Here is a 13,879-nt window from a genome sequence, read left to right on the forward strand (position 1 = left end):
TCCTTATTGCGATCAGGCCAGGATGTCGCTGCGGCTGCGCGAGAGCTTGAGCAGGCTGCGGTCGTATTCCTCCGTCATGTCGTGGAAGAACTCCTCCTTGAACTCGGTGAGCTTGCGCACCACCGTCAGGCTGCGCTGGGTGAACTTGTGCGGCTCCAGGAAGGTCAGCAGCTCGGCTTGGCGCGACTGCAGCTGCGGACGCAGCGCATCGAACACCCGGTCCAGGTCTTCCTTGTGGTCCTTCTCGCTGCTGGTGGTGTTGTGGAACGCCATGATTCCGCCGTCGCCGCGCACATGGGCGTAGGTTTCGTCGTAGAAACGCTTCTTGTTGCCGAAGTCGTTCCAGGCGAAATCGATCGGCAGGCGTTCCTGCGGCACCAGCTTGACGTAGTCGGCGACGCGGCAGCCGGCCGAGAGCGTGAAGTAACCGTCGAGCTTCAGGTCGGCGACCAGGCGCGAGAGCTTGCTGACATAGGCGTCGTCGCTCGGCAGCACTTCGAAGGTGAACAGACGCGGCCGGTAGCTGCGGGCGTAGAACGAGGGAATCGGCACCACCGGTTCTTGCCCGTAAACCTCCTGCGTGGTCGGGTCCAGCAGCCAGTCGTCGGGCGTCATGCCGGCGCGCTCGGCCTGCGAGAGCTTGGCGAAGTGCTTGATCACCCGATTCTTCAGCAGCTTCTGGTTGAGCTTGAAGTCGTCCTCGTTGTCCTTCAGCGCCTGCAGGATGTACGGCGTGGTGTAGCCGCTGCCGAACTCGACCACGGTCTGCGGTTTGAGCATCCGGATCAGCTGATACAACAAGGGCGCGACGTGCTCCGTTCCCGACAGATGCTGGAACGGCGTGATTTCGGCAATGACCTTGCCGACGAACTCCTCGGAAAACCCCAGCTTCATCTCAGTCCCCACCTTTCCCTGTAATGACTACCCCGTACCGGGCGCGCGGCCCGGCCGGCTTCGTTGTGGCGAAGCCGTCCCCTGGTACTGCGTTCGACTAGATCACCAACTCGTCGCTGACGCTGCGAGCCGCGCTGTGGTCGAGTTCGGCCACCATCCGCCCCACTTCGATCCATTCGGCCAGCCCGCGCACCGTCGGCTGCTCGAACACCGCGCGGATCGGCACGCGCGCATGCAGCGATTCGGCGAGTTGCGCGACCAGGCGCGTGGCGAGCAGCGAGTGGCCGCCGAGCTGGAAGAAGTTCGCGGTGACGCTGACCGTCTCCACGCCCAGCAGCTGCGACCACAGCTGGGCCAGCTGGCGTTCGATGTCGTTGGCGGGCGCCACGTACGCCGCCGCTGCGGTCTGCTGCGGCGCCGGCAGCGCCTTGCGGTCGATCTTGCCGTTGGCGGTCAGCGGCAGCGCGTCGAGTACGGTCAGGCTGGCCGGGTGCATGTAGTCCGGCAACTGCGCGGCCAGGTGGCTGCGCCAGGCGTCGTCGGCCGGCGCGTCCGCACCCGCTTGCAGCACGGCGTAGGCGACCAGTTGCGGTTCGCGGCCTTCCCCGGGCCGATACACATCGACCACGGCATCGGCGATCGCGCTCAACCCGTGCAGGCACTGCTCGATTTCCCCGAGCTCGATGCGGTGGCCGCGCAGCTTGATCTGCTGATCGATACGGCCCAGGTAGCGCAGTTCGCCGTCGTGGCGCAGCTGCACCCAGTCGCCGGTGCGGTACCAGCGACGCGGGCCGTCGAGCAGGTCGCGTTCGACGAAGCGTTCCGCGGTCAGTTCGTCGCGATTCCAGTAGCCGGCGGCCAAAGCCTTGCCGCCGAGCCACAGTTCGCCTACGCCACCGATCGGCGCCGGTTCGCCGTCCAGGCCGACCACTTGCTGGTCGACGTGGCGCAAGCGGCCGCCGAGGTCCGAGACCGTGCCGGTCAAACGGCCGTCGCGGGCGAACGGCTTCATGTGCGTCCACACCGTCGCTTCGGTCGGACCGTAGCAGTTCCACGCGCCCGCGCTGACGCTGGCCAGCCAGTGGCCCAGCGATTCGGCAACGAGTTCGCCGCCGACCAAGGCCTTCAAGCCTGCATGGCCTTGCCAGCCGACTTCGCGCAGCAGCTTCCACGTCACCGGCGTGGCTTGCAGCGCGGTGATGGATTGGGTGTCGATCAGCGCGGCCAGGGCGTTGCCGTCCTGGGTCGCGGCGCGGTCGGCCAGGACCACGGCACCGCCTTGCGACAGCGGCAAGAACAGTTCCAGCACCGAGATGTCGAACGACACCGGCGTTACCGCCAGCCAGCGATACGGGACATCGTCGCCCGTCGCCAGCGCTTCGTGCGCGCTGGCCAGGAACCGGGTCGCCGCGCTGTGCCCGATCATCACACCCTTCGGGCGGCCGGTCGAACCGGAGGTATAGATCACATAAGCCAGATCGGCGGGCGCGACGCCGACGTCGGTGTTGGCTGCGTCGCCATCGACGGTTTCGATGGCGTCGAGCGGCAAGCGCACGATATCGGCTTCGGCCCACGCGTCCAGGCAGACGCGATCGCCGAGCAGCCAACGCGCGCCGCTGTCGCCGACCATGTAATGCAAACGCTCCGCCGGATAAGCCGGATCCAACGGCAGATACGCGGCACCGGCCTTGAGCGTGCCCAACAGCGCCGCGACCAGGTCGGCGTGGCGTTCGGCGCAGACGCCGACCACGCTGCCGACGCCCGCGCCTTGCTCGCGCAGGCGACGCGCCACCGCGTTGGCACGGGCGTTGAGGGTCGCATACGTCCACGCCGCATCGCCGCCGACAAGCGCGACCGCATCGGGCGTTTGTGCCGCCTGTCGCTCGAAGTTCCGATGCACGCATGTCGCGATCGCCTCGTGCTGGGCATCGTGGCGATGCCAGCCCAAGACGGTGTTTTTCTCGTCCTCGCCCATTACCGGCAGTTGGCCGACGCGCCGCGCGGGATCGGCCGCGATGCCTTCGAGCAGGCACGCGAAGCTGTTGGCCCAGGCTCGAACGCTGACTTCATCGAACAGGTCGCTGGCATAGCGCCACGACAGCCACAAACCGCCGTCGTCGGCCTCCTGCACCGTCAGCGTCAGATCGAACTTGCTGACCGCGCGTTCCAGCGGGTAGTCGGAGAACCGCAACCCCTCGCCCAGATCCAGCGCGGCGCGCTCGTTGTTCTGCCACAGCAGCATGATCTGGAACAGCGGATTGTGGCTGAGCTGACGCGCCGGGTTCAGCGCCTCCACCAGCAGTTCGAACGGCATGTGCTGGTGGGCGAAGTCGGCCAGCAACTGCTGCCGCGAGCGCTCCAGCAACTCGACGAACGGTTGCTCGGCGGCGACCTGGGTGCGCAGCACCAAGGTGTTGGCGAACAAGCCGATCAGCTCGGCCAGTTCCGGCTGCTCGCGGTTGGCGATCGCGGTGCCGACGACGATGTCGCCCTCGCCGCTGAAGCGGCTCAGCAGCACCGCGAACGCGCTTTGCACCGTCATGAACAGCGTGGTGCGCTGGCGCTGCGACAGCGATTCCAGCGCCTGCTTGAGCTTCGCCGGCAGTTCCTGGCGATACAGGGCGCCGCGGTAACTCGGCTGCACCGGCCGCGGACGGTCCAGCGGCAATTGATGCACCTGCGGCAAGCCGCCCAGTCGCTGCAACCAGTAATCCCTGGCTTCTTCGAGCGCAGGCCCCTGCAGCCACTGTCGCTGCCACTGAGCGTAATCGCGATACTGGATCGGCAATGGCGCCCGAGTGTCGCCACCACCGATCGCAGCCGCCGCGTACAACGCGTTCAGTTCCCGCGTCAACACCGCCTTGGACCAGCCATCGCAAGCGATGTGGTGCAAGGTCAATACCAGCACGTGGCGGTCCGCCGCGCGCCGCACCAGGCAACCGCGCAGCATCAGGTCCTGGCTCAGATCGAACGGCGTGCCGGCGCTGTCGTGCGCGATCGCCGCGATGGCTTGGTCCTGCGCGTTTCCGCTCAGGCCGCTCACGTCGCTGCGCAACAAACGGAACTGCGGCGCCGGCAAGGCCGATTGAACCGGGCCGGATTCGCCTGCGCGAACCACGCTGCGCAGCGCCGCATGCCGTTCGATCAGCATCGCGAACGCCCGCTCCAACGCGGCGACGTCCAGTTCGCCGTCGACGGCCAGGCTCCAGCTGGCGTTGTACGCACCCGACCGGTCTTCCATCTCGGACAAGAACCAGATCCGCAGTTGCTGGTACGACAAAGGCGCGCCGGACTCCGATCCGGGCGCGGCCTCGATAGCCGGGCGCGAACGCTCCGCGACCGAACCGCGGCGCTCGTCGATATCCGCGGCGAGCTGCCGGATCGTGCGCGCCTCGAACAGCACCGACAGCGGCAGCGCGACGCCGAACACGGTCTCGATCCGCGCCACCAGCTTCATCGCCAGAATCGAATTGCCGCCGAGCTGGAAGAAATTTCCGGCCACGTCCGCTTGCTCGCGGCCCAGCACCTGGGACAAGGCCTCGCACAGCGCGACTTCGGTAGCGGTGTTCGGCGGCTGCGCTTGTGCCGCGACCGTTGCCAGCGTCTGCGGCTTCGGCAACGCGCCGCGGTCGACCTTGCCGTTTTCCAGCGTAGGCAGTCGCGCCATCCGCACGTATGCGGACGGCAGCATATAGGCCGGCAGTCGCGCCGCCAGCGCATCGTGCAGACCCGCGCTCAGGCGCGCCCATCCGTCCTCGTCCAGCGGCTGCGCGGGCACGACATAGGCGACCAGCGATTTCTCGTCGCCGGCCAACGCCAGAGCGTGCGCCACGGCTTCGCGAACCCCTGCGAGCTCGCCGATGCAGGCGGAGATTTCATCGGTCTCGACGCGATGGCCGCGCACCTTCACCTGATCGTCGAGGCGACCGAGGAACTCGATGCGCCCATCCCCGCGCCGCCGCGCCAGATCGCCGGTGCGGTACAGCCGCTGCACCGCGCCGGTTTCGAAACGGTGTTCTACGAAACGCTCGGCGGTCAACGCCGGTTGATTCAGATAGCGCAGGGCCAGGCCCACGCCGCCGAGGTAGAGCTCGCCCGGCACGCCCTGCGGCACCACTCTGCCGTTGCCGTCGAGCAGGTAGGCGGCCATGTTGTCGATCGGATGGCCGATGGCCACGCCCTGCCCCAGATATTCCTCAGCGACCGCGCAGATCGTCGCTTCGGTGGGGCCGTAGGCGTTGAACAGGCGATTATGCCGCGACCACGCCTCGGCCTGCTCGGCGCGGATCGTCTCGCCGCCGACGATGATGGATCGCACGCCGCGCAAGCGCTCGGGCGGCAGCAGCGCCAGCACCGAGGGAATCAGCATCAGATGGGTGATGCCGGCGGTTTCGACATAGCGCGCCAGCGCCAGCGGCTGGGTCTTCAGCGGCTCGTCGACGATATGCAGCTCGGCGCCGCTGCACAGCGCCAGGAAGGTCTCGCAGGCGGCCACGTCGAAGCTCATCGCCGCGTATTGCAGGATGCGGCTTTCGGCGCCGACCGCGAACAGCTCGCGCTGCGACAGCACGTGATTGACCAGCCCGCGGTGATGCAGGAGCACGCCCTTGGGCCGTCCGGTCGAACCGGAGGTGTAGATGGCGTAGGCCGGCGCTTGCTCGCTGGACACCGCGTCCGCGACGACCGGAACCGGCGGCGCCGGCTCGAACGGCGCGGTGGCGTCGACCTCGATCGCGATCCACTCGTCGGTATCCGACCATGCGGACGCAACGCCGGCGTTGCCGCGACGGATCAGCAAATGGGCGATGCCCGCCTCAGCCGCCATGTGGCGCAGCCGGTCCGGCGGATACGACGGATCCAGCGGCACGTACGCACCGCCGGCCTTGAGGACCGCCAGCATCGCCACCGCCGACTCCAGCGACGGCGCAATCAGCAGGCCGACCCGCTCGCCCGCGCCGACGCCGGCCGCGCGCAACTGCGCCGCGACACTGTCGGCGCGGCGGTCGAGTTCGCCGTAGCTCAATCGCGCGGCGCCGGCGACCACCGCCGTGGCCTCGGGCGTCGACGCCGCCCAGCGCTCCACCAGTTCGTGCACGCGCCGCTCGCCGTCCGCGAACGTGCGCCCGGTGCGGTTGCAGTCCGAAGTCTGCCGCGCGATTTCCGTTTCGCTGAGAATCGGCAAGGCATGCACATCGCCATCGGGATCGGTCAGCGCCTGCCCGATCAGGCGCAGCAGCGCGCCGGCCAGCTCGGCGATGCGCTCGCCGTCGAACAGTTCGGTGGCGTAACGCCAGGCGAACACCAGCGTGCCTTCGTGCTCGCGCACCGCCAGGGTCAGGTCGAACTGGCTCGAGCCGCGATCCTGGTCCTGGGCGACGAAGCCGTCCGCCTCGGCGTCGGCGCCGGACGTCGGCGATTCGAGGTTCTGCAGCACCAGCATGATCTGGAACAGCGGATTCGCCGCGAGCTTGCGCTCGGGCTTGAGCGCATCCACCAGCAGTTCGAACGGCAGCTGCTGGTGTTCGTGATCGGCCAGGAAGGCGTCGCGCGCCTCGCGCAGCAGGCTGCGGAAGTCCTGGCGCTCGCGCATGCGCTGGCGCATCACCAAGGTATTGGCGAAGAAACCGACCACCTGCTCCAGCGCACGGTGCGGACGGTTGGCGACCGCGGTTCCGATCACGATGTCCTTCTCGCCGCTGTAGCGCGCCAGCAACGCGCAGAACAGCGCCTTCAGGCCGACGAACAGCGACGCATCCTGGCCGCTCAGGAACGATTTGAACCGCGCGGTGGTCGCCGCATCCAGAATCTCGCGATGGATGGCGCCGTCGAAACTCGGCAGCGCCGGGCGCGGGCGGTCGAGCGGCAGCCGGTGCTCGGACGGCGCGCCGTCGAGGCGCTGCGTCCAGTACGTCATCAGCTGTTTCAGGGGTTCGCCCTGCAGCCAGTCGCGCTGCCAGTCGCTGTAGTCCTGATAGCCGCTTTCCGGCTCGGCCAGCGAGTCTTCCACGCCGTCGCGATGGCAGACGTACAAATGCTGCAGCTCGCGCACGAACAGGTCGACCGACCAACCGTCGCTGACGATGTGATGGAACGTCAGGAATACGTACCACTGTTCCGCGCCGGCCTTGATTACCGACAACTGCAAGGGGCTGTCGCGGGTCAGATCGATCGCCCGGTACTTCTGTTCGTCGCACAGCGCGCGCAGGCGCGGCGCGAGTTCCGGCCCGGCCACGCTGCTGAGATCGAACAGCGCGACCATCGGCGCGAGCGCGGGACGCACGACCTGATACAGCGTGTCGTCGCTGTACTCGAAACGCGTGCGCAGTGCGGCATGGCGCTGGACCAACTGCGAGATCGCCGCATTGAACGCGGCCAAGTCCAGCGCTTCGTCGAGCTTCAACAAGGTGTTGATGTGGTACGCGCCGGGCACCGGGCGCAACCGTTCGAGGAACCACAGGCGCGTCTGCGCAAACGAGGCCAGCGTGCGCACCGCGCCGCGGCGGGCGGTTTCCGGCGAACGCACCGGCAGCGGCGGCGCGACCGGCTGAGCGCTGGCCTGCCCCAGCTGCGCGGCCAGGGCGCGGATGGTCGGGTGCAGAAAGATCTGCTTGAGCTCGAGCGAGATGCCTTGCTCGGCCAGGCGGTTGATGAGGCGCGCGGCCAGCAGCGAATGGCCGCCGAGCTGGAAGAAGTTCGCGGCGACGCTGACGTTTTCCAGGCCCAGCAGTTGCGACCACAAGTCCGCAAGCAAGCGCTCGTTGTCGCTGGTCGCTTCGGCATGCTCGTCGGCCGCTCCGAGCTGCGGCGCCGGCAGCGCCTTGCGGTCGATCTTGCCGTTGGCGCTCAGCGGCAGCGCGTCGAGCACGGTCAGGCTGGCCGGGTGCATGTAGTCCGGCAAATGCGCTGCCAGGTGGCTGCGCCAGGCGTCTTCGGCCGGCGCGTTCGCGCCCGCTTGCAGCACGACGTAGGCGGCCAGTTGCGGCTCGCGGCCGTCGCCGGGGCGGTACACATCGACCACGGCGTCGGCGATATCGCTCAGTCCGTGCAGGCACTGCTCGATTTCCCCGAGCTCGATGCGGTGGCCGCGCAGCTTGATCTGCTGGTCGATACGGCCCAGGTAGCGCAGCTCGCCGTCGTGGCGCAGCTGCACCCAGTCGCCGGTGCGGTACCAGCGGCGCGGGCCGTCGAGCAGATCGCGGTCGACAAAGCGTTCCGCGGTCAGTTCGTCGCGATTCCAGTAGCCGGCGGCCAAAGCTTGGCCGCCGAGCCACAGTTCGCCTACGCCGCCGATCGGCGCCGGTTCCCCATCCAGGCCGACCACTTGCTGGTCGACGTGGCGCAAGCGGCCGCCGAGGTCCGAGACCGTGCCGGTCAAACGGCCGTCGCGGGCGAACGGCTTCATGTGCGTCCACACCGTCGCTTCGGTCGGGCCGTAGCAGTTCCACGCGCCCGCGCTGAGGCTGGCCAGCCAGTGGCCCAGCGATTCGGCAACGAGTTCGCCGCCGACCAGGGCCTTCAAGCCTGCATGGCCTTGCCAGCCGACTTCGCGCAGCAGCTTCCACGTCACCGGCGTGGCTTGCAGCGCGGTGATGGCTTGGGTGTCGATCAGCGCGGCCAGGGCGTTGCCGTCCTGGGTCGCGGCGCGGTCGGCCAGGATGACCGTGCCGCCTTGCGATAGCGGCAGGAACAGTTCCAGCACCGAGATGTCGAACGAGACCGGCGTTACCGCCAGCCAGCGATACGGGACATCATCGCCCGTCGCCAAAGCTTCGTGCGCGCTGGCGAGGAACTGGGTGGCCGCGGCATGGCCGATGGTCACGCCCTTCGGACGGCCGGTCGAGCCGGATGTGTAGATCACATAAGCCAGATCGGCCGGGGTTGCGCCCGCATCGAAGTTCTGCGCGTCGGCCGCCGCCGTTTCGACAGTCTCCAATGTCAGCAGCGCAATGTCGGAATCGCTCCACGCATCCAGGCAAGCGCGATCGCCGACCAACCAGCGCGCACCGCTGTCGTTCACCATGTACTGCAGGCGTTCGGCCGGATAGGCCGGATCCAGCGGCAGATACGCGGCACCGGCCTTGAGCGTGCCCAGCAGCGCGGCGACCAGATCGCCATGGCGTTCGGCGCAGACGCCGACCACGCTGCCGATGCCCGCGCCTTGCTCGCGCAAGCGACGCGCCACCGCGTTGGCGCGGGCGTTCAGGGACGCGTAGGTCCACGATCGATCGCCGCTCGCCAGCGCGATGGCATCGGGCGTGGCCGCGGCCTGGCGTTCGAAATTCTGGTGCAAGCATGCCGGAGCCGGCGCGGCGCCGGCGTCGCGACGATGCCAACCCAGCACGGTCTTACGAGCGTCTTCGTTCATCGCCGGCAGCTTGCCGACACGCTGGCCCGGATCGGCCGCGACGCCTTCCAGCAGGCACGCGAAGCTGTCCGCCCAGGCTCGAACGCTGATTTCATCGAACAGGTCGCTGGCATAGCGCCACGACAGCCACAAACCGCCGTCGTCGGCTTCCTGCACCGTCAGCGTCAGATCGAACTTGCTGACCGCGCGTTCCAGCGGGTAATCCGAGAACTGCAACCCTTCGCCCAGATCCAGCGCGGCGCGCTCGTTGTTCTGCCACAGCAGCATGATCTGGAACAGCGGATTGTGGCTGAGCTGACGCGCCGGGTTCAGCGCCTCCACCAGCAGCTCGAACGGCATGTGCTGGTGGGCGAAGTCGGCCAGCAACTGCTGCCGCGAGCGCTCCAGCAACTCGACGAACGGCTGCTCGGCGGCGACCTGCGTACGCAGCACCAAGGTGTTGGCGAACAAGCCGATCAGCTCGGCCAGTTCCGGCTGCTCGCGGTTGGCGATCGCGGTGCCGACGACGATGTCGCCCTCGCCGCTGAAGCGGCTCAGCAGCACCGCGAACGCGCTTTGCACCGTCATGAACAGCGTGGTGCGCTGGCGCTGCGACAGCGATTCCAGGGCTTGCTTCAAGTCGGCCGGCAATTCCTGGCGGTGGACCGCGCCGCGATAGCTGGGTTGGACCGGTCGCGGCCGGTCCAGCGGCAGTTGATGCACTTGCGGCAGCCCGCTCAGACGCCGCAGCCAGTAATCGCGGGTCTCATCCAGCGCCGGGCCTTGCAGCCACTGACGCTGCCAATGGGCGTAGTCGCGATACTGAATCGACAGCGGCGCACGGACGTCGACGCCGTTTTCGGCCGCCACCGCATACAGCGCGTTCAATTCGCGCGTCAGCACGGCCATCGACCAGCCGTCGCAGACGATGTGATGCAGGGTCAGCACCAGCACGTGACGTTCCGCCGCGCAGCGCACCAGGCAGCCGCGCAGCATCAGGTCTTGGCTCAGGTCGAACGGCGCGGCCGCGCTGTCTCGCGCGATCGCCGCGATTGCTTCGTCCTGTTCGCGTTCGGCCAGACCGCTTACATCTTCGCGCGTCAAACGGAACACCGGCGCCGGCAGGATCGACTGCACCGGTCCGGACTCGCCCTGGCGGATCACCGTGCGCAGAATCGTATGGCGCTCTACCAGCGCGCCGATCGCGCGCTCCAGCGCCGCCGCATCCAGTTCGCCATCGATGGCGATGGTCTGCGGCGAGTTGTAGGCGGAACTGGCGTTCTCCAGTTCCGACAGAATCCACAGCCGGCTCTGGGCGTAGGACAGTTCGACCGGCTCGTCGGTAGACAGCGGCACGATCGCAGGCAGATGCGGAGCCTGCACCGTGGCTTCCTGCGTGGCGGAGTTCGCCTTCTGCGCGAGGATCAGGCCGGCCTGTTCCTCGATGCTGGGCAGTTCGAACAGGCTCTTGAGAGTGAAGTCCACTTCAAAACGGCGGCGGATCTGGCTGGCCAGACGGGTCGCCAGCAACGAGTGGCCGCCGCGTTGGAAGAAGTTTTCGGTCACGCCGATGTCGTCGGTCTTCAGCAGCGCCGACCAGATCTCCAGCAACGCGGATTCGGTTTCGTTGCCGGGTTCGCGACGCTTAGGCGCCGCGGCCTGGCCGCGGACCAGAGCGCGGCGGTCGATCTTGCCGCTGCGCGTCAGCGGCCATTCGTCCACTTGTTCGTAACCGCCCGGCAGCAGATAGCCCGGCAAGCGCGAGGACAGGTCCGCTTCGACGCGAGCCAGATCGCTGGAACTCAGCGAAACATAGGCCCACAGGCTGTCTTGCTCGACCTTGACGACCGCGCCGGTGACTCCATCGCAAGCTTGCAGCGCAGTTTCGATCTCGCCGAGCTCGATGCGGTAACCGCGGACCTTCACTTGATGATCGTTGCGGCCGACGAACTCCAGCTCGCCGAGTTCGTTCCAGCGGGCGCGGTCGCCGCTGCGATACAGCCGCTCGCGCTGGCCCGGAATCGGCTCCAGCTCGACGAAACGTTCGTGGGTCTGCTGGTCGCGCCCCCAATAACCGTCGGCCAGACTGCTGCCGCCGATGCACAGTTCGCCGACGGCGCCGCGCGGCAACGCGCGGCCCTGCTCGTCCAGCACCCAGTAACGGGTGTTGGCCAGCGGCCGGCCGATCGGCACCACGGCCTCGTCGCCGCGTACGCGGTGGACGCTGCTGGTGATGGTGATTTCGGTCGGGCCGTACGAGTTGTACAGCGCGATGCCCGAGCGCTCCGGTACGAACCACGCTTGTTGCAGGCCTCGGTCAAGGACGTCGCCGCCGCTGCTCACGCGGCGCAGCTTTGTGTCGGACCAGCCCGGCACTTCCAGCAACTGGCGCAGATACGCCGGCACCACATGCATCCAGGTCACGCCTTGCGCCGCGACGTAAGCCAGCAGCGCCTCCGGCTCGGTAACGCCATCCGGACGCAGCGCCACGCTGCCGCCGACGCTCAGCGTCGTCAGCAACTGGCTGATCGAGGCATCGAAGCTGGTCGAGGCGAACAGCAGGCTGCGATCCGTCTCGTCCAAATCATAGTTTTGGGCCAACGCCGCCAATTTATCGGCCAACGCACCATGGCTCACCACCACGCCCTTCGGCTGCCCGGTCGAACCGGAGGTGTAGATCATGTAGGCGGGCGATTCGCCGGTTACCGGACTAGCGAACGCCGTCGCGTCCTGCTCGTCGGCATCCGACACCAACACCACGCGCTGCCCGTTCAACGGCAGTTGCGGCGCCAGATACGCCTCGGTCAGCACATGACCGATCCCGGCATCGCTCAGCAAATACGCCAAACGCTCGTCCGGATAGCCCGGATCCAGCGGCACGTACACCGCCCCCGCCTTCATCGTGCCGATCACGCTGGCCAACATGTCCAGCGACCGCTCCTGGCAGACGCCGACGCGGTCGCCCGCTTGAACACCCGACACAGCAAGCAACCGCGCGATCTGGTTCGCGCGCGCATCCAGCTCCGCGAAGCTCAGCGTTTCGTCTTCCAGCGACAGCGCGACCTTGTCGCCGCGCCCGGCCGCGTGCCGCTCGATCAGCGCAGGCACCAGCACCGCCTCGCGCTCCAGCGCGGGCCCCTGCGCCAGAACGGCCAGTTCGGCCAACGCACCGTCATCGGTCAACGCCAAAGAACTGAGCTTGCGTTCCGGATCCGCCAGCACCCCGGCCAACAGGCTGCGCAACCCCGCCGCCATGCGCGCGATCGTTTCCGGCTTGAACAGTTCGACCGAATACCCCCATGCGATCTCGATGCCGTCGCCGACCGGTCCGGCGTGAAGCGAAAGATCGAATTTGCTGACGTCGTACTCCAGCTCGTGGCGCTGCAACCCCAGCGCCCCGGTTTCGCCGTCGGACGTCGAACCGTTCTCGTAGGTGAACATGATCTGCACGAGCGGATGGTGCGCCAGCGACCGCTCGGGATTGACTTGCTCCACCAGCAACTCGAACGGCACGTGCTGATGTTCGAAGTCCGCGATGAAACGGCGCTGTTGATCGCACAGGAACCGCGAAACCGGCTGATCGACGCTCAGGTCCGCGCGCAACACCAGGTTGTTCAAGAAGCAGCCCAGCAACGGCTGCACCGCGGCTTCGACGCGGCTGGCGTTGGCCGACCCCATCAGTACATCGTGGTTGCCGCTGTAGCGCGAAATCAGCAAGGCGAACAGCGACTGCAACACCACGAAGGCGCTGGTGTTCAACGAAGACGACAGCGCGGCCAGACCCGCCGCGGACGCAGCATCCAGGCGCTGGAGGTGCACGCCGCCGGCGTGGCCTTGGCGCTGCGGACGCTCGAAATCCAGAGGCAGGCCGTGAACCGCGGCGACGCCGTCCAGGCGTTCGCGCCAGTAATCGAGCAGCGTTTCCAGCGAACGCCCGGACAGGCGCGCGCGCTGCCAGACGGCGTAGTCGACGTACTGGATCGGCAGGTCGGGCAGCGGATCGGGCTCGCCGCGCAGGCGCGCGCCGTACAGCGCATCCAGCTCGCGCAGCAGCACACCGGTGGACCAGCCGTCGGTAGCGATATGGTGGATCGTGATCACCAACTCGTGATGATCGTCGGCGAACTCGAGCAAATGCACGCGCAGCGGCGGATCGCGCCCCAGGTCGAACGGATGCAGCATCTCGCGGTCGACGAGGGCGCGCAGCGCCGCGGCCTGCGCATCGGCGTCGAGGCCGCGGTGGTCGCTCAGCGATACGCGCACCTGCGCCGCCGGCAGAACCTTCTGCAACGGCTCGCCTTCATCGGCCAGATACACCGTGCGCAGAATGGCGTGACGCGCGACGATGGCGGTGAACGCCGCTTCCAGCGCGTCCAGCGACAGTTCGCCGCGGATGCGGCCGGCCACGCGCGTGTTGTAGATGGCCTTGTCGTCCGACAGCGTCGATTCCAGCCAGATGCGGCGCTGGGCGAACGAAGTCGCCTGCGGCGAAAGCAGCAGCGCCGGATCGGCGACGATGTCCTCGTCGCGATAGTCCGCCGCTCCGCCCTGCCCCAGCATGGCGATCAGCAACAGCTTGTTGGCCTTGAGCAGCGCCTTGATCTCGTCGGAGACCCGATTGCGGGTGGCGGTGACGCGCAA

Annotated in this window: 2 protein-coding genes; both read right to left on the reverse strand. The window is 67.7% G+C overall.

Features of this window, described 5'->3' with window-relative positions:
- Positions 1-12: 12 nt before the first annotated feature.
- Positions 13-894 (reverse strand): hypothetical protein, encoded by an 882-nt coding sequence (locus tag JHW38_RS04385; RefSeq protein ID WP_207524809.1) that lies wholly within the window; start codon positions 892-894, stop codon positions 13-15.
- A 97-nt stretch (positions 895-991) separates the two neighbouring features.
- Positions 992-13,798 carry a non-ribosomal peptide synthetase gene (locus JHW38_RS25405; RefSeq protein WP_242691354.1) on the reverse strand — a complete coding sequence of 4,269 codons (12,807 nt, stop codon included), beginning with the start codon at positions 13,796-13,798 and terminating at the stop codon, positions 992-994.
- Between the last annotated feature and the right edge of the window lie 81 nt (positions 13,799-13,879).

The organism is Lysobacter enzymogenes (assembly GCF_017355525.1).
In the GTDB taxonomy this organism is placed as follows: Bacteria; Pseudomonadota; Gammaproteobacteria; order Xanthomonadales; family Xanthomonadaceae; genus Lysobacter; species Lysobacter enzymogenes_C.

Bases quoted from the DNA above. Each gene is read 5' to 3' on its own strand.
- JHW38_RS04385 (WP_207524809.1), bottom strand. From the start codon at position 894: ATGAAGCTGGGGTTTTCCGAGGAGTTCGTCGGCAAGGTCATTGCCGAA.
- JHW38_RS25405 (WP_242691354.1), bottom strand. From the start codon at position 13,798: ATGCTGGGGCAGGGCGGAGCGGCGGACTATCGCGACGAGGACATCGTC.